Genomic DNA, 16,653 nt, shown 5'->3' with positions numbered 1-16,653 from the left:
AGGTGCGGATCCTGGTGGCGGCGGTGCTCCTGGCGCTGGTGTCGGTCGTGTCGTCGCCCGTCCAGGCCGCCGAGCGGCCCGTCGTGAAGCTCTCCAAGTCCCAGGCGGGGACCGGCGGTTTGATCACCCTCACCGGCGGCGGCTGGCGGCCGAAGGCGCTGCTGATGATCCTCGTCTGCGGTCAGGCCGTGCCGTCACGGGGTGTGCCCGGCGGCACCAACTCCTGTGCCAACGCGGACGGCCGGGCCGTCACCACGGACGCCGACGGCCGTTTCAGCAAGAAGCTGCCGGTCGCCGAGCCGCCCGTGCCCTGCCCCTGTGTGGTGCACGTGGCGACGGTGACCGGGGCGAAGGCCGAGGCCGACGCCATCTTCCAGGTCGCCGGACACGCGGTGGAGCCGCTGCCGGCCGAGGCCTCCGGCGGGCGACTGTCGGTGCTCACCGACACCCGGCTCGACGGCTCCGGCGGACTGCTGACCTGGTTCGGTGCACCGCCCGCCCGCACCCTCGTCTTCACCGTCGGCAACGTCGGCACCTCGGAGATCAAGAACCCCGTCTTCCAGGTCGGCACCTCCCACGGCGTGTTCGCGCCGCGGTGGGAGGAACAGCAGTGGCGCGGCACGATCGCGCCCGGCAAGAAGGCACGCATCGAACTGCCCGTCGAGCTCACCGGCGGCGCGCACGGCGACTACACCGTGTCCCTCAAGTACGGCGGCAAGGTCCTCGCCGAACAGCCCTGGGGCGTGGGCCGGCCCTGGGGCGTGACCCTGTTCTGGATCCTGGTCTGTCTGGTCGTGCCCGCCGCGCTGTTCCGGATCGGGATGGCCGTGATCGACCGTGCGCGGCCGCATCGGTCCGGCCGCGCACGGACCCCGGTCCGGCTGCGGTTGCCCGAACTCACCCTGCGGCTCCCGGGGTTGCACACCCAGGACCGGGAGCCGCCGCCCTCATCGACCCTGCCGTGGTTCACCCCGGACTCCGATCCGGGCGCGGCCGACCGGCTCTCCGCACCGCACGACGACAACTCCACGACCCCCACCAGAAAGGGATCCACGTGAGACAGCGAAGGAGAGTCCTGCCGGGCGCGAGAGTCGCGCTCGCACTCGGCTGTGCGGGCGCGCTGATCGGTGTGGCCGCGGGGCCCGCGCAGGCCGCCGAGGTGTCGTTCGCGACGCACTGCATACCGCCCGTGGGCGATCCGGTGGACGGCACCACCAAGGTCGAGATCACCGCCCCGGAGACCGCGAAGGTCGGCGACGAGGTCGAGGTGGTGTGGAAGTTCGTCCAGGCCGCCTCGAAGAACCCCGGCCCCATCGTCATCGAGAAGGACAAGGTCAAGCCGACCGGCACCCTCAAGGCGGCCGGTGCGCAGAGCGCCGACATCGCGATGGAGGGCCCGCAGGAGAACCCGGAGATCCCCATCGGCAGCGACATGGTGCTCTCCGACATGAAGGGCACACTGAAACTGACGACGGCCGGCGACGTGACGCTGACGCCGGACGCGTTCGTCGTCAACGCCTACGGTACGAAGACCAACTGCGCGCCGACGGCGGCCGTGCCGACGGCCGCGACCATCAAGGTCGAGGAGGGGGACGGGAGTTCTCCGAGTCCCACCCCGAGTCCGACCGAGAGCGAGAGCACGTCCCCGACGCCGACGGAGAGTGCCACGGAGACCCCCTCCGCGAGTGCGTCCGAGACCGACGGCGGGCAGACCGACTTCACCGGCGAGGTCGTCGACATCCCCTACACCTGTGAGTCGCCCATCGGCACGCAGAAGGCGACCTCCACGATCCAGATCAACGCCAAGAAGAACGGCGGGGATTTCGACATCACCGTGCAGTTCAAGAAGTCGCCGATGAACAGTCCGGCCAACATCCCGAAGGACTCGATCAAGCCCTCCATGGACGTGGTGCTGGGCGGCGACGACGAGGGTGCGGTCCATGTGGAGGGGCCGACCAACGCCGAGGACATCAAGTCGGGCGACCCGATCGAGATCCCCGACATGACCGGTACCTACAAGCCGGGGGCGACGGGTGAGTCGACGCTGTCGCCGGGGGTGCTGACGATCGAGGCGCTCGGTACGACGACGACGTGCACGCCGGACAAGACGTCGGTGTCGCTGACCCTGGACACCACCGAGCAGGAGGGTGGGGCATCCGGTGGTTCGTCGTCGACGGGCGGTGGCTCGACCTCCGGTGGTCTCGCGGCGACGGGTTCCGAGGACCACGACGCGCTGAAGGCCTTGGGGCTGGTTGCCGGTACGGCCGTCCTGCTGGGTGCGGCTGTGTTCACGTTCATGCCGGGACGGCGCCGCCTGAGGTAGCGGTCAGGAGTGCTCCCGCAACCAGAGCAGGATGTCCTTCCTCGCCCGGCTCATGAGGGCGCCTCCGTGCGAGGCGCCCTCCAGCGTGCGTACGGTGATGTCCTCGAGCCCCAATCGCCGTTCCGCCGCCGCCAGTTCCGTCGAATGGGCCGACGGTACGAAGTCCCGCTCCGAGTGGATGAGCAGCATCGGGGCGTCGTCCGCGCCGGAGGCGTGTGCGCGGGCCGCGAGGTCGCCCCAGCGGGTCCAGCAGCGGGGGCCCGTGCGGTCGGGGTCGCAGCCGACCAGGCGGCGTGCCTCCTGGCGTAAGCGGCGCTGCTGGGCCGTGGCTCCGGGGCGGCCGCCGTCCACCCACGCCCGGTACGGGGAGGCGACCGGGGACAGGGCCACCACGCCCCGGACCAGCGATCCGCCCGCACCGTACGTCGCCGCGTCCAGCGCGAGCTGGCCGCCCGCGGAGGAGCCGAGCAGCAGGGGCCGGCCCGGGGAGTCGGCGGCGATCCAGCGCAGAGCCGCCCGGACGTCCTCGCGTTGCGCGGGCCAGCGGGCGTCGGTGTTCAGGCGGTAGTCGGTCTCGTAGACGCGGAAGCCCCGGGCCGCCAGCCACCGTGCCGTGCGGCTCCAGTCGGCGTCCTCGGCCCAGTACCCGCCGTGCAGGATCACCAGCGGCGGGGCGCCCCGGTCGCCGTACACCGTGACGGTCTGCCGTTCGTGGCCGCCGTACGGGATCGTCTCCGGGACCGCCTCCACGACCGTGCCGGACGACGACATGAGGAAGCCGAGGGCCGCGGCCACCGACAGGAACGTACGACGCATGCTCTCGATGGTGTGGTGCGGTCCTCGAGCGCGGCCGGAAAACCCCGAAGGGCCACCGCACCGGGTGGTGAGGCGGCCCTTCGTTCGAAGAAACGTCAGTGCACGGAGCCCATGAGCTCCTTGACGCGGTTGCGGTACATCCAGACCGCGACACCGGCGACCACGGCGAGCGTGGCCTCCAGGGCGACGATGCCCGTCTTGTTGAGGTCGACGCCGGCGATGGAGAGCAGTCCGGTCGTGGCGTCGCCGGCGGTGACGGCCAGGAACCAGACGCCCATCATCTGGGAGGCGTACTTGGCCGGGGCCATCTTCGTCGTCACCGACAGGCCGACCGGCGACAGCAGCAGCTCGCCCACCGTCTGGACGAAGTAGATCGCCACCAGCCACGCCGCGGCCGCCTTGTGACCGCCCTCGGCGATCGACAGCGGGGCGAGGAACAGGAAGAAGGACGCGCCGACCAGGACCAGACCCGAGGCGAACTTCACGATCGTGCTCGGCTCCTTGCCGCGCCGGTTCAGCGCGAGCCAGAACCAGGCGAAGACCGGGGCCAGCGCCATGATCAGGACCGGGTTGACCGACTGGTACCAGGAGACCGGGAACTCCCAGCCGAAGATGGTGTTGTCGGCCGAGGAGTCGGCGAAGATCGACAGGGTCGAGCCGCCCTGGTCGTAGATCATCCAGAACACGGCCGCGGCGACGAAGAACCAGATGTACGCCGACATCGACTTCTGCTCGGTGCGGTCCAGGTCCTTGTCGCGCTTGATGCGGGCCAGCACCATCACCGGGATGATCAGGCCGAGCAGGGTCAGCGGGACCAGGATCCAGTTCAGCGTGTAGTGGCCGGAGAAGCCGACGATCGCGTAGAAGACCACGGCGATACCGGCCCAGACGGCGGCCTTGCGGAGCGTGGACTGCTTCTCCTCGGCGGACAGCGGTGTGGGGACGACGCTGGAGCGGTCCGCCAGGTGGCGGGAGCCGATCAGGAACTGGCCGAGGCCCAGCGCCATGCCGAGCGCGGCGAGCGCGAAGCCCAGGTGCCAGCTGACGTTCTCACCGATGGTGCCGATGACCAGCGGCGCGGCGAACGCGCCGAGGTTGATGCCCATGTAGAAGACGGTGAAGCCACCGTCGCGACGCGGGTCGTCCGGGCCGTCGTAGAGGTGGCCGACCATCGTGGAGATGTTGGCCTTCAGCAGACCCGAGCCGAGCGCGACGAGGCCCAGACCGGCGTAGAAGGTGCCGGAGGACGGCAGGGCCAGCGTGAGGTGGCCGAGCATGATCACGCCACCGGCGACGGCGACGGTCTTGCGGGGGCCCCAGACGCGGTCGCCGAACCAGCCGCCGGGCAGCGCGAGCAGGTACACGAGCGACACGTACACGGAGTAGACCGCGGTCGCCGTCGCGGCGCTGAGGTGGAGGCCGCCCGGGGCGACGAGGTACAGCGGGAGGAGAGCCCTCATGCCGTAGTAGGAGAAACGCTCCCACATCTCGGTCATGAAGAGAGTGGCCAGTCCGCGGGGGTGGCCGAAGAAGGTCTGCTCGGTTCCGGGGGTGCCCGGGCGGGCCGAGTCCTTCGTCAGGCTGGACGCCATGGTCGTTCCTTGCTGGTGGGGACGCGCAACGTGTTCAAGGCTGGCGGTGGCCGGCCCGCACATGAAAGAGACCTTCAGCGTGAAGTGATTGCCAAAGGTCCCCGTGCTGCAAAAGGCGTCTTTCACCATACGGCAGGACAGTGCCGGAAATGGAAGGACTTGAGAGATGGATCACAGGTGGCAGCGGAACCTTACACACGTTTTCCAAGGCTCTTGACGGCCTTTCACCTCTGGTACATAGGTTCGTACCAAATCGCCCCATGGTAAGAATCACGGGCTTGCGATCACACCCCATGTTCTGTCAAGGGCGGTCTACCATCAGCTCATGACCCGTGTACTGCTCGCCGAGGACGATGCGTCCATCTCGGAGCCGCTGGCCCGCGCACTGCGACGGGAAGGGTACGAGGTCGAGGTGCGCGAGGACGGCCCCACCGCGCTCGACGCCGGCATCCAGGGCGGCATCGATCTGGTCGTGCTGGACCTCGGACTCCCCGGCATGGACGGCCTCGAAGTGGCCCGCCGACTGCGCGCCGAAGGCCTCACCGTGCCCGTCCTCATCCTGACCGCGCGCGCGGACGAGGTGGACACCGTCGTGGGCCTCGACGCAGGCGCCGACGACTATGTGACCAAGCCGTTCCGGCTCGCCGAGCTGCTCGCCCGGGTTCGGGCCCTGCTCCGGCGCGGTGCCGCGGAGCCGGCGCAGCCGCCGGCCACGCACGGGGTGCGCATCGACGTCGAGTCGCATCGTGCGTGGATGGGCGACGAGGAGCTTCAGCTCACGGCCAAGGAGTTCGACCTGCTGCGGGTCCTCGTGCGGGACGCGGGGCGCGTGGTGACCCGGGACCAGCTGATGCGCGAGGTCTGGGACACGACTTGGTGGTCGTCGACCAAGACGCTCGACATGCACATCTCGTGGCTTCGGAAGAAGCTCGGTGACGATGCGGCCAATCCTCGGTACATCGCCACCGTGCGTGGTGTCGGGTTCCGGTTCGAGAAAAGCTAGCTGCCTGTCGAGGGTTGTGTGGTTCGCGCGGGCCGGTGGGGGCTGGTCGCGCAGTTCCCCGCGCCCCTCAGGTCGGTCGGGCGTGCCGCTCTCATAAAAGTCACCGTCCGGAGGGCTCCGTGCGTCGCCGTCTCATCCAGTCCACGCTCGCCGTGGTGCTGGTCGTCATCGCCGTCTTCGGTGTGAGCCTCGTCATCGTCGAGACCCGCACCATCAGCAACAGCGCCCAGGAGCGGGTCGATTCCGAGGCGGTGCGGCTGGCCAGCATCGTGGACAGCCGGCTGCTCGGGCATCAGACGGTCGACGCCCAGGTCCTGAAGGAGCAGGTCACGGGGGAGCGGTACGCCGTCATCCGGATCCCCGGCGAGCCGGTCATCGAGGTCGGCACCAAGCTCACCGGCGACGTCATCAGCGCCACGGAGACCGGCGAGGCGGGCGAGAAGGTCACCGTCCAGGAGCCTCGCTCGTCGGTGACCCGGGAGGTCGGCCGGACCCTGCTGATCATCGGGGCGGTGGCGCTGCTCGCGGTGATCGCGGCCGTGCTGCTCGCCGTACGGCAGGCCAACAAGCTGGCGTCGCCGCTGACCGACCTCGCCGAGACCGCGGAACGGCTCGGTTCCGGCGACCCGCGCCCCCGGCACAAGCGCTACGGCGTCCACGAGCTCGACCGGGTCGCCGACGTCCTGGACTCCTCCGCCGAGCGCATCGCCCGTATGCTCACCGCCGAGCGGCGGCTGGCGGCGGACGCCTCCCACCAGCTGCGCACGCCGCTCACCGCCCTGTCCATGCGCCTTGAGGAGATCACCCTCACCGACGACCTGGACACGGTGAAGGAAGAGGCGACCATCGCGCTCACGCAGGTGGAACGCCTGACGGACGTGGTGGAGCGGCTGCTCACCAACGCCCGCGACCCCCGTACCGGCTCCGCCGTCTCCTTCGACCTCGACGAGGTCATCCAGCAGCAGCTCGCCGAGTGGCGCCCGGCCTACCGCAGCGCGGGCCGCGCCATCGTGAGCTCCGGCAAGCGGCATCTGCGGGCGGTCGGTACACCGGGCGCGGTGGCGCAGGTGCTGGCGGCACTGATCGAGAACTCGCTCATGCACGGCGGCGGCACGGTGGCGCTGCGTACCCGGGTGACCGGCAACCAGACGGTCATCGAGGTCACGGACGAGGGGCCGGGGGTGCCCGCGGACCTGGGCGCACGGATCTTCGAGCGGGCGATCAGCGGGCGGAACTCGACGGGCATCGGCCTCGCCGTGGCCCGGGACCTCGCGGAGGCCGACGGAGGGCGTCTGGAGATGCTCCAGGCGCAGCCGGCGGTGTTCGGGCTGTTCCTGTCGCGTACGCCGGTGCAGAAGCCGGTACCGGAAGCGGAACCGACCGTACGGTGACCGGGCGGCTCAGCCGACCCGCTGTCTGGCCCGCTGCTTCGGTCGCCGGGTCTGCACCGCTTCCGCCTCCGCCAGGAACGATTCCGCGCTGGCGACCACCTCGGGCCCCGGCTGGGTCTTGAACACCCACGACCGGTAGGACCAGAAGCGGAACAGGGTGGCGATGCCGATGCCGAGGAACTTGAAGACGTTGCTCTGCAGCGGGCTGTCCCAGCCGAACCCGTACGTCGCCGCGTAGAGCACGCCGTTCTCGATCACCAGACCGACCGCGCTGAACAGCAGGAAGAGAGTCAGCTCCTTGGTGCGGCCGCTCTTGTCGCGCTCCCGGTACGTGAAGTACCGGAAGCCGATGTAGTTCGAGACGATCGCGACGACCGTGGCGACCACACTGGCGCGCACCACCTGGAGGTCGGTCGTGTGCCGCACCAGGTTGAAGACGAGAAGGTTGACGAGCAGACCCGCTCCGCCCACGGCGCCGAACTTGGCGGCCTCGCGCACGAGCCGGTCGACGCGCTGTCGTACCGCGCTCTGAGGCGCCGCATGAAGCGCCGAGGAACCACGTCCCATGGTCGTGCAAGCCCCCGTCCGTCCGTTTTCGTCAACCAAGCCATGCTAACCACCCCCCTGTGCAAACGCTTGTGGACGAGCTCACAGATTGGGAACAGGACGTGAAGACAGGTGCGCGTTTCGGGCCAGATCGGCGGAAATCGCGTGCACAAGGTACGGAATCCGGCCGCCCCGATATGGCCGATACCCTAGGAGCGTGACGTTCCCGGTAGTCGGCATGGTCGGCGGAGGCCAGCTCGCTCGTATGACACACGAGGCAGGCATCCCGCTCGGCATCAGGTTCAAGCTCCTCAGTGACACCCCTCAGGATTCCGCGGCGCAGGTCGTAGGCGATGTCGTCATCGGCGACTATCGCGACCTCGACACGCTGCGTGACTTCGCGAGGGGCTGCGATGTGATCACCTTCGATCACGAACACGTACCCACCGAGCATCTCCGGGCGCTGGAGGCGGACGGTATCCCCGTGCGCCCCGGGCCCGACGCGCTCGTGCACGCCCAGGACAAGGGCGTCATGCGAGCGAGGCTCGACGCGATCGGGGTGCCGTGCCCACGGCACCGGATCGTGAGCGACCCGGCCGATGTGGCCGCCTTCGCGGAGGAGGGGGACGGCTTCCCGGTCGTCCTCAAGACCGTCCGCGGCGGCTACGACGGCAAGGGGGTGTGGGTCGTCGACAGCGTCGAGGAGGCCGCCGACCCCTTCCGGGCCGGTGTCCCCGTCCTGGCGGAGGAGAGGGTCGACTTCGTCCGTGAGCTCGCCGCCAACGTCGTACGTTCGCCGCACGGCCAGGCCGTCGCCTACCCGGTGGTGGAATCCCAGCAGGTCAACGGCGTGTGCGACACCGTGATCGCCCCGGCGCCCGACCTGGACCCGGCCCTCGCGCTCAGGGCCGAGGAGATGGCGCTCAGCATCGCGAAGGAACTGGACGTGGTCGGCCACCTCGCCGTCGAACTGTTCCAGACCCACGACGGCCGCATCCTGGTGAACGAGCTCGCGATGCGCCCGCACAACTCCGGCCACTGGACCCAGGACGGCGCGATCACCTCCCAGTTCGCCAACCACGTCCGCGCCGTCCTCGACCTGCCCCTCGGCGACCCGCGCCCCCGCGCGAAGTGGACGGTCATGGCGAACGTCCTCGGCGGCGACTACCCCGACATGTACTCCGCGTACCTGCACTGCATGGCCCGCGACCCCCAGCTGAAGATCCACATGTACGGCAAGGACGTGAAGCCCGGACGCAAGGTCGGCCACGTCAACACCTACGGCGACGACCTCGACGACGTGCTGGAGCGCGCCCGTCACGCAGCCGGCTACCTGAGAGGCACGATCACCGAATGAGCCCCGCCCACCCGTCGCCCGACCACCACCCCTCAACGAGCGCTGACGCGCGCCCCTGTCCCTTGGTCGGCATCGTCATGGGGTCGGACTCCGACTGGCCCGTCATGGAGGCCGCCGCCCAGGCGCTCGACGAGTTCGAGATCGAGTACGAGGTCGACGTCGTCTCCGCCCACCGCATGCCGCGCGAGATGATCGCGTACGGCGAGGAGGCGGCCGGGCGGGGCATCAAGGTGATCATCGCGGGCGCCGGCGGCGCGGCCCACCTGCCGGGCATGCTCGCCTCCGTCACCCCGCTGCCGGTCATCGGCGTGCCGGTGCCGCTGAAGTACCTGGACGGCATGGACTCGCTGCTCTCCATCGTGCAGATGCCGGCCGGTGTGCCCGTCGCCACCGTCTCCGTCGCCGGTGCCCGCAACGCGGGCCTCCTCGCGGCCCGCATTCTCGCCGCCCACGACGAAGAGCTCCTCGGCCGGATGAAGGAGTTCCAGCAGGAGCTGGGCGAACAGGCCGCCGAGAAGGGCAAGCGGCTGCGCGCCAAGGTCGAGGCGCCGGGCAACGGCTTCGGTTTCGGGAAGTGACGGCTGTGAGCTCTGTGGAGACCGCCCGGGCACTGCTGCGGGAGTTCCCCGTCGTCGACGGCCACAACGACCTGCCCTGGGCACTGCGCGAACAGGTCCGCTACGACCTCGACGCCCGGGACATCGCCACCGACCAGAGCGCCCATCTGCACACCGACCTCGCCCGGCTGCGGGCCGGTGGCGTGGGCGCGCAGTACTGGTCGGTGTACGTCCGCTCGGACCTGCCGGACGCGGTACCGGCGACGCTGGAACAGATCGACTGCGTACGGCAGTTGATCGACCGGCACCCGGCCGACCTGCGGGCCGCGCTGAACGCGGCGGACATGGAGGCGGCGCGGGCGGAGGGCCGTATCGCCTCCCTCATGGGGGCCGAGGGCGGCCACTCCATCGCCAACTCCCTTGCCACGCTACGCGCGTTGTACGCCCTCGGCGTCCGCTACATGACCCTCACCCACAACGACAACAACGACTGGGCGGACTCGGCGACGGACGCGCCGCGCGTCGGTGGGCTGTCGGCCTTCGGCCGTGCGGTGGTGCGGGAGATGAACCGCGAGGGCATGCTCGTCGATCTGTCGCATGTGGCGGCCACGACGATGAGGGACGCGCTGGACGCCACGCTCGCGCCGGTGATCTTCTCCCACTCGTCGTCGCGGGCGGTGTGCGACCACCCGCGCAACATCCCGGACGACGTCCTGGAGCGTCTCCCCGCCAACGGCGGCCTCGCGATGGTGACGTTCGTGCCGAAGTTCGTGCTCCAGGCCGCGGTCGACTGGACCGCCGCGGCGGACGAGAACATGCGCGCCCACGGCTTCCACCATCTGGCCACGACTGCGGACGCGATGAAGGTCCACCGCGCCTTCGAGGAGCAGCGCCCGCGCCCCATCGCCACGGCCTCCACCGTCGCCGACCATCTGGACCACATGCGCGAGGTGGCGGGCATCGACCACCTCGGCATCGGCGGCGACTACGACGGCACGGCCTTCACTCCCGACGGCCTCAACGACGTCTCCGGCTACCCGAACCTCATCGCCGAGCTCCTGGACCGCGGCTGGTCCAAGCCCGATCTGGCCAAGCTCACTTGGCAGAACGCGGTACGGGTGCTCGGCGCCGCCGAGGACGTGGCCCGGGACCTTCAGGCGACGCGCTCGCCGTCGAACGCGACGATCGAGTCGCTGGACGGCTGAGCGGGCTCTTCGGAGAGTGCGTCGAGGGCGGGGTAGTCGGTGTATCCGGCCGCCCCGCCCACGTACATCAGGTAGCGGCCCCGAACGGGGTTGAGCGGCGCGTCCGTTCGCAGCCGCGCCACCAGGTCGGGGTTGGCGAGGAACGGACGTCCGAGGGCGACGAGCTCGGCTCCGGCGGCGAGGGCACGCTCGGCGGCGTGCCGTACTTCGCCGGTGGAGAGGTCTTTCAGTACCGGGTTCGCGATCAGGGTTCCCGGCCACTGCGCGCGGATCCGCAGACGGTTGGGGAGGGCCAGCGAGCCGAGGCGGGCCGGTGCGAGGAAGTCCGTTGTCTGCGTCATGGCCGTACGGTAGAACCTGACACTGATGTCAGATTCAAGCTCGGGAGCGGCTGCCCATGCGGATCGGTCAACTGGCCCGGCGGACCAATGTCAGCGAGCGGTCCCTGCGGTACTACGAGACCCAGGGGCTGCTGCGCGCCGACCGTACCCCCGGCGGACACCGTGACTACCCCGAGGCGGCCGTCGACCGGGTCGTGCGGATCCAGGAGCTGTTCGCGGCCGGACTGCACAGCAGCCGGATCGCCCAGTTGCTGCCCTGTATGCGGGACACCGACGGTGGCCCCTCCGCCGTCGCCACACCACGGCTCGTCGCCGACCTCACCGCGGAGCGCGACCGCATCGACCGGATGATCGCCGACCTGGTCCGGTCCCGGGACACCCTGGACGAAGTGATCGACGCGGCGCGGGGTCACTGAACCGGCGGACCCCCGAACGCCCCGCTCACCAGGAAGCCTTCCGCCCCCCGTGCGACGGTGACCGTACTGCTGATGCCGACGATCACGACGTACGGAGCCCGCCATGGCAGACCTCCAGGACGAACTGCACACCACCAGCGAGGTCGGCGAGCTCGACGACCTGTCCGACCCGTTCGTCGAGTCGGAGCCCTACACCCCGGTCTCCGATCCGGACACCGAGCCCCTGGAGCGGGCGCACGCCATCCTCGCCGCGCATCCCGTCGCCGACGGGTACAGCGGGCTGCCGTGGGCGCTGCGGCATCTGCCGTGGTTCGACCTGGAGCTCGGTGAGAGTTCCGTCGACACGGATGTGCCGCGGCTGCGGGAAGGGCATGTCGGCGCGCTGTTCTGGTCGCTGCATCTGCCCGAGAGCATCGGCGGCGACCGGGCCGTCGGCGCGACGCTGGAGCAGCTGGACCTGGTGAAGACCGTCGTGAGGGCCCATCCGGAGGGGCTACGGCTCGCTCGTACCGCGGGGGAGACCGCCGATGTACGGCACTGCGGCCGGGTCGCCGTACTGCTCGGGCCCGCCGGTGCCGCGGCGCTCGGCGACTCGCTCGGCATCCTGCGCTCGCTGCACGCCCTCGGCCTGCGCGTGCTCACCCTGTCCGGCGTGACCTGGGCGAGCGAGGCGGGGCTGACCCGGTTCGGCGAGGAGATGCTGCGCGAGATGAACCGGCTCGGTGTCCTCGCCGACCTCTCGGGCGCCTCCGCCGACACCGTCCGCCGTGCCCTCGCCGTCTCCAAGGCGCCGGTCGTGTGCACCCGCTCCGCCGCCCGCGCCCTGCGCCCCCACCCCGCCAACCTCCCCGACGACCTGCTCACCGAGCTGGGCGCCGCCAAGGGGCTGTGCATGGTGCCGCTCACCGCCGAGCAGACCGGCCCGTCCGTCCGGGACGTCGCCGACCACCTCGACCACGTCCGCTCCCTCGCGGGCGCCGAGTGCGTGGGCCTGTCCGGCACCTACGACGCCGGCACCGCCCATCCGCAGGACCTCGCCGACGCCTCCTGCTACCCGCACCTCATCGCCGAACTCCTGCGCCGCGACTGGTCCGAGTCCGACGTCGCCCTGCTGGCCTGGGCCAACGTCCAGCGTGTACTGCGCGGCGCCGACTTCGCGGCCCGCGCGGCCCAGGAGCGCCGCGAGCCGTCGACGGCGAAGATCTCCGACCTGGACGGCTGAGCGCTCCGCCGGCAGTGCGGTGGACGGGATGTTGTTTCTGCGGCGCCGCCGTGCATGGTCGCGCCCACGCGGCGGCAGCCGCACATGGACACAGCCTCGCTCCCCTTCGGGGCGCTGCCGAACCGCAGTGGACTTCACCCGGCCCGCTCAGCGCCACGGGCCGCGTACCGGGATGCGAAGCCCTTGATCCCCCGCACCACGGCGCGGGACGCGGCCGGCTGGGAGGCCGCGCCCTCACCGGTCACGCGTGCTCGATCCGGCAGAGGCAGAACGGATGGCCCGCCGGATCGGCGTACACCCGGAAGTCCTCCTTGTCCTCGGCGTGCAGCAGACGCGCGCCCAGGGCCAGTACCTTCCGTTCCGCCGCGTCGATCTCCTCCCACGTCGACCCGGCGTCGAGGTCGATGTGGAACTGCTGCGAGTTGCGGTCCGCCCGCGGCCACTCCGGGGGCGTGAACCCGGCTGCCCGCTGGAAGGCGAGCCGTGGCACTCCGGGGGTCTCCAGGACGACCCAGTCCACCTCCCCCACGCTGGGAGTTCCGCCCACGATCGCCGCGTAGAACTGGGCGAGCGCGAGCGGGTCGGGGCAGTCGATCACGACGGAACGGAAACGAGCCACAGTCACGGCGGACCCTCCAGGTCTCAGCAGGCGCACAGGCAGAACGGGTGCCCCGCCGGGTCCGCGTACACACGCCAGGTGCGCGAGCGGTCGGCGGTGTCCAGCGGCCGCGCGCCGAGGGCCAGCACCCTCTCCTCGGCCGCGTCCATGCCATCGACGGTCAGGTCCAGGTGGAACTGCTGCGAGTTGTGGTCCGCGCGTGGCCACTCGGGCGGTACGAACCCGGAGGCGGCCTGGAAGGCCAGCGACGGTCCGCCGGGCACCTTCAGGTCCACCCATTCGCCGTCGCCCTCGACGGTGCCGCCCAGCACCTCGGCGTAGAAACCGGCCAGCGCACGGGGGTCCGGACAGTCCAGGACGACGACGCCCAGTGTGGCGAGAGCCATGACTTCCTCCTCGAAGCGGAGTTACCGCTATAGCCGGGCAACCGGTAACAGTTGCGGTTACTGCATGCTGCCCCATAGGCGGTAACGTCGCAAGCATGAGTGAACGATCGGCCGCTCCCGGGGGCCTGGCTCTGGTGGAGTCCCTGGTCAACACGCTCGACATCGAGTCGGGCGCCGACGCGCTCGACACGGCCGACGGCCGGGCACGCTTCGGACTCACGGAGGAAGCGGCCGTACCCGCTCGTGAGCTGCGCGAATCACTGCGCGCGACCCTGCTCGCGCACGCCGGCCACCCGCCCCACCGCGCGGTCACCCCACTCGGCGAACTGCTGGCGGCGGCGCCGCTGGTCGTGACGGTCGACTCGGGCGACGGCTCGGCCGCGCTCGCGCCCGCCGACGGGACGCCCCTGCTCTCCGGGGTCGCGGCGGCCGTCGCCGAGGCCCTGGTCGCGGGGACCTGGCTGCGGCTCAAGGCCTGCCAGGCCGCCGACTGCCACTGGGCCTACTACGACCGCAGCCCCGCGGGCCGGGGCCGCTGGTGCTCGATGCAGGTGTGCGGGGCACGTGCGAAGATGCGGCGCTACCGGGCGAGATAGCGCCGCACGCTCAGTCCTCGCCGCGGGACGCGGCCGCGCGGGAGCCGACCAGGAGCAGACAGAGGACGGCCACCCCGGCGATGAGCCCGGTCAGAAGCAGCAGGGGTTGCAGGGGGCGGGCCGCGGCCACGGGTTCGGTCTGCGGGGCCGCCGCCGCGACGGGGGGCGGGGTGCTCGGCGACTCCGACGGCGAGGCGGGTGCGGAGGAGGGCTTCGGGGACGTGGCGGCGGCCCGGTGCGTGGTCGGGGCCGTCCGGGTCGGCATCGGCATGGCCTCGTGCGAGGTGCCGGTCTCGTGGTGGTGGGTGGGCGTGGGTTTGGGAGTGGGCTTCGGTGCCGCGAGGACCGTGATCCGCGCCGTCATGTCCGGATGCACGGTGCAGTAGTAGCCGTACGCACCGGCCGCGGTGAACGTGTAGGTCCAGCTCTGCCCCTTGTCCAGCATCGGGGAGTGGATCGCGACCGGACCGGACGTCGTCTTCACGTCGTGCGGTGCCGTGTCCCCGTTGGTCCAGGTCACGGAGTCGCCGACGTGCACGGTGAGGGACGCGGGCGCGAAGGCGTACCCCTGCATCGCCACCCGGTACGAGGCCGCCGAGGCCTGCCCCGGTGCCAGGAACGTGAGGGCGAGGAGGGCGAGTACGGCGCCGGGCGCCGCCCGCCGGGCCGCCCTCACGCGGACTCCGTGGCACACACGAACTCCGCCGCGATCAGCAGCCGCAGCCGCGTGGCCGGCCGGCGCCACGGCAGCCGGAACCCGGTGGCCCGGCGCAGCAACCGGTACGGCACCAGGACCGTGCCGACGACGAGGAGCAGGTCGTCGGTGCGCTCCACGACCCGCAGCCGCAGCAGCACCGGGAAGGCGACATCCCGCAGTTCGAGGTCGCCGGTGACCTGGAGGCGCCGGCCGCCGTCGAGCGGCTCGACGTGCGCGCCGGTGACGACGGCACGCGGGTCGAGCAGCTCGAAGCGGAAGGAGGGCCGGGCGTCCGGGGCGTCGTCCGGCACGGTGAGCGAGGCGGCGGCGAGGGTGAGGCGGCGGCGGAAGGTGGGCAACGGGCCGTACCGGGCGGCGAGTTCGACGAGCGAGCGGCCGGGCGCGACGGCGTACCGCCCGGGCCGGGGGAGGTGCCGCTGCTCGGAGGGCAGCGTGACGGTTCTCATCCGGGGGCTCCTTGAAAGCGGTTCCCGTGGGGAGGCGGGGGCGTGGAGAATGGGGAGCGGCGCCGGTCCGGCCGACTGAGCCTCGGCCGGACCGGCGTTCGTCCCGGGAAGGTCAGCAGCTGCCGGTGACGAAGCTCTCGGTGGGTGCGAGCAGGTGCTCGGCCCAGACCGTGTGCATCTTCACGTAGCTGTCCAGGTTCAGCAGATCGGTGACCTGCTGCCCGAGCGACTCCTCCAGGTGTGCGCTGTTGATGTGGGCGAGCAGCACGCTGAGCGTGTCGTCGGCGACCGCCCCGCCGCCCGAGGTGAGCGGCGTCAGGATGCTCTCGATCCACACCGTGTGCGTCTTGATGTAGGCGTCGAGCGCGAGCGCGTCCTGCACCTGCTGACCCGGGGAACGCTCCAGGTGGGCCGCGTTGAGGTGTTGCAGGATCGGGAGCAGTACGTCCTGGACGCTGGCGCACTGCCCGTCGCCGCCGTCACCGGAACCGCCGGTCGGGGTGGCGGTCGGAGCGGTGGTCGGCGTCGCGGTGGGCGCCCCGGTGGGCGTGGCCGTAGGTGTGGCCGTGGGCGTCGCGGTGGGTGCCGCGGTCGGCGTGGGCGTCGTTCCGCCACCGCCGTCGGACGGCTCGACGACCTTCACCGACGCCACCATGTCCGGGTGCACGGCGCAGTAGTACTCGTACGTCCCCGCCGTGGTGAACGTGTACGACCACGAGTCGCCCTGCTCCAGCGTGCCCGAGTCGAACTTCTTCGGGCCCTTGGTCGTGGTGACCGTGTGCGGAACGCTGTCGTGGTTCGTCCACCGGACCGTCTGGCCGACCTCGACGACGAGCTGCTTACCGTCGCCGAACTTGTTGTTCATGATGTCGACCTGGTGGTCCGGCGCGGCTGCCGCGGCCTGCTGGGCCTCGGCGGCGGCCGCGGGCGCCTGAGCCGCGCCCGCAGCCGTGTCCGAGGCGGCCGTCGTGCCGCTGCCCGCGGCTGCCTGAAGCAGCCCCAGACTGAGCACGGCGGCCAGTGCCGCCCCGAGCCCCGCGACGAGCAGGGCCCGGTTTCCGGCGGGCGGGCGGCGCCGCCGTTCGCCGGTTTCGTTGGTGCGTATCACTCCGAACTCCT

The 16,653-nt window shown here is 71.1% G+C and carries 18 protein-coding genes and 1 pseudogene; 10 read left to right on the top strand and 9 right to left on the bottom strand.

The window, feature by feature from the left end; all coding sequences use genetic code 11:
- Nucleotides 1-2: 2 nt before the first annotated feature.
- Both TN53_RS07050 and TN53_RS07045 read left to right on the top strand, forming a co-directional pair.
- Nucleotides 3-1,058 carry a hypothetical protein gene (locus tag TN53_RS07050; protein WP_199924528.1) on the top strand — a complete coding sequence of 352 codons (1,056 nt, stop codon included), beginning with the start codon at nucleotides 3-5 and terminating at the stop codon, nucleotides 1,056-1,058.
- Complete coding sequence (locus TN53_RS07045) at nucleotides 1,055-2,323, top strand: hypothetical protein (RefSeq protein WP_046257517.1); 1,269 nt, start codon at nucleotides 1,055-1,057, stop codon at nucleotides 2,321-2,323. The genes TN53_RS07050 and TN53_RS07045 overlap by 4 nt, the downstream gene beginning before the upstream one ends.
- Before the next feature lie 3 nt (nucleotides 2,324-2,326).
- Here the strand turns inward: TN53_RS07045 and TN53_RS07040 are convergent, their stop codons facing one another.
- Together TN53_RS07040 and TN53_RS07035 are read right to left on the bottom strand one after the other, a co-directional pair.
- Entirely contained in the window at nucleotides 2,327-3,139 is an 813-nt protein-coding gene (locus TN53_RS07040) for an alpha/beta hydrolase (RefSeq protein WP_046257516.1), read from the bottom strand.
- Between the two features lie 95 nt (nucleotides 3,140-3,234).
- Complete coding sequence (locus TN53_RS07035; protein ID WP_046257515.1) at nucleotides 3,235-4,731, bottom strand: oligopeptide:H+ symporter; 1,497 nt, start codon at nucleotides 4,729-4,731, stop codon at nucleotides 3,235-3,237.
- A 325-nt stretch (nucleotides 4,732-5,056) separates the two neighbouring features.
- Here TN53_RS07035 and TN53_RS07030 point away from each other — a divergent pair, with 325 nt between their 5' ends.
- Nucleotides 5,057-5,734 carry a response regulator transcription factor gene (locus tag TN53_RS07030; RefSeq protein WP_046257514.1) on the top strand — a complete coding sequence of 226 codons (678 nt, stop codon included), beginning with the start codon at nucleotides 5,057-5,059 and terminating at the stop codon, nucleotides 5,732-5,734.
- A 119-nt stretch (nucleotides 5,735-5,853) separates the two neighbouring features.
- Nucleotides 5,854-7,125 carry an ATP-binding protein gene (locus tag TN53_RS07025; RefSeq protein ID WP_046257513.1) on the top strand — a complete coding sequence of 424 codons (1,272 nt, stop codon included), beginning with the start codon at nucleotides 5,854-5,856 and terminating at the stop codon, nucleotides 7,123-7,125.
- 9 nt (nucleotides 7,126-7,134) lie between these two features.
- Here TN53_RS07025 and TN53_RS07020 read toward each other — a convergent pair whose 3' ends face one another.
- On the bottom strand, nucleotides 7,135-7,692 hold the full coding sequence (locus TN53_RS07020) for a GtrA family protein (RefSeq protein WP_046257512.1): 558 nt from the start codon (nucleotides 7,690-7,692) through the stop codon (nucleotides 7,135-7,137).
- Nucleotides 7,693-7,888: 196 nt separating this feature from the next.
- On the opposite strand from TN53_RS07020, the gene TN53_RS07015 reads away from it, so the two are divergent.
- The 3 genes from TN53_RS07015 (at nucleotide 7,889) to TN53_RS07005 (ending at nucleotide 10,790) form a co-directional block, all read left to right on the top strand.
- Nucleotides 7,889-9,028, top strand: coding sequence for a 5-(carboxyamino)imidazole ribonucleotide synthase (locus tag TN53_RS07015; protein ID WP_046257511.1), 1,140 nt, complete (start codon nucleotides 7,889-7,891; stop codon nucleotides 9,026-9,028).
- A gap of 77 nt (nucleotides 9,029-9,105) precedes the next feature.
- Complete coding sequence (purE, locus tag TN53_RS07010; RefSeq protein ID WP_046257613.1) at nucleotides 9,106-9,606, top strand: 5-(carboxyamino)imidazole ribonucleotide mutase; 501 nt, start codon at nucleotides 9,106-9,108, stop codon at nucleotides 9,604-9,606.
- Nucleotides 9,607-9,611: 5 nt separating this feature from the next.
- Nucleotides 9,612-10,790 (top strand): dipeptidase, encoded by a 1,179-nt coding sequence (locus TN53_RS07005; RefSeq protein WP_046257510.1) that lies wholly within the window; start codon nucleotides 9,612-9,614, stop codon nucleotides 10,788-10,790.
- On the opposite strand, the pseudogene TN53_RS07000 reads toward TN53_RS07005, so the two are convergent.
- Nucleotides 10,739-11,065 (bottom strand): annotated as a pseudogene (locus TN53_RS07000) (alkene reductase); the annotation flags it as partial. The gene TN53_RS07005 and the pseudogene TN53_RS07000 sit on opposite strands and share 52 nt — an antisense overlap.
- Before the next feature lie 122 nt (nucleotides 11,066-11,187).
- On the opposite strand from TN53_RS07000, the gene TN53_RS06995 reads away from it, so the two are divergent.
- Both TN53_RS06995 and TN53_RS06990 read left to right on the top strand, forming a co-directional pair.
- Nucleotides 11,188-11,547, top strand: a complete 360-nt coding sequence (locus TN53_RS06995) for a MerR family transcriptional regulator (RefSeq protein ID WP_046257508.1) — start codon at nucleotides 11,188-11,190, stop codon at nucleotides 11,545-11,547.
- Between the two features lie 103 nt (nucleotides 11,548-11,650).
- Nucleotides 11,651-12,769 (top strand): dipeptidase, encoded by a 1,119-nt coding sequence (locus tag TN53_RS06990; protein WP_046257507.1) that lies wholly within the window; start codon nucleotides 11,651-11,653, stop codon nucleotides 12,767-12,769.
- Between the two features lie 241 nt (nucleotides 12,770-13,010).
- On the opposite strand, the gene TN53_RS06985 is transcribed toward TN53_RS06990, so the two are convergent.
- Together TN53_RS06985 and TN53_RS06980 are read right to left on the bottom strand one after the other, a co-directional pair.
- Complete coding sequence (locus tag TN53_RS06985) at nucleotides 13,011-13,394, bottom strand: VOC family protein (protein WP_046257506.1); 384 nt, start codon at nucleotides 13,392-13,394, stop codon at nucleotides 13,011-13,013.
- 17 nt (nucleotides 13,395-13,411) lie between these two features.
- Entirely contained in the window at nucleotides 13,412-13,774 is a 363-nt protein-coding gene (locus TN53_RS06980) for a VOC family protein (protein WP_046257505.1), read from the bottom strand.
- A gap of 95 nt (nucleotides 13,775-13,869) precedes the next feature.
- Between TN53_RS06980 and TN53_RS06975 the strand changes: the two genes are divergently transcribed.
- On the top strand, nucleotides 13,870-14,370 hold the full coding sequence (locus tag TN53_RS06975) for a CGNR zinc finger domain-containing protein (protein ID WP_046257504.1): 501 nt from the start codon (nucleotides 13,870-13,872) through the stop codon (nucleotides 14,368-14,370).
- Between the two features lie 10 nt (nucleotides 14,371-14,380).
- On the opposite strand, the gene TN53_RS06970 is transcribed toward TN53_RS06975, so the two are convergent.
- From TN53_RS06970 to TN53_RS06960, 3 genes are all read right to left on the bottom strand, one after another.
- Nucleotides 14,381-15,046, bottom strand: a complete 666-nt coding sequence (locus TN53_RS06970; protein ID WP_046257503.1) for a cupredoxin domain-containing protein — start codon at nucleotides 15,044-15,046, stop codon at nucleotides 14,381-14,383.
- On the bottom strand, nucleotides 15,043-15,534 hold the full coding sequence (locus TN53_RS06965) for a hypothetical protein (protein WP_046257502.1): 492 nt from the start codon (nucleotides 15,532-15,534) through the stop codon (nucleotides 15,043-15,045). The genes TN53_RS06970 and TN53_RS06965 overlap by 4 nt, the downstream gene beginning before the upstream one ends.
- A gap of 112 nt (nucleotides 15,535-15,646) precedes the next feature.
- Nucleotides 15,647-16,642: a cupredoxin domain-containing protein gene (locus TN53_RS06960; RefSeq protein WP_046257501.1), complete on the bottom strand. Its 996-nt coding sequence runs from the start codon at nucleotides 16,640-16,642 to the stop codon at nucleotides 15,647-15,649.
- Between the last annotated feature and the right edge of the window lie 11 nt (nucleotides 16,643-16,653).

Origin of the sequence: Streptomyces sp. WM6386, from assembly GCF_000972385.1 — a bacterium.
Classification (GTDB): Bacteria; Actinomycetota; Actinomycetes; order Streptomycetales; family Streptomycetaceae; genus Streptomyces.
Note: the sequence above shows the minus strand (reverse complement) of the source record. Positions and strands in the feature narration are given on the sequence as shown.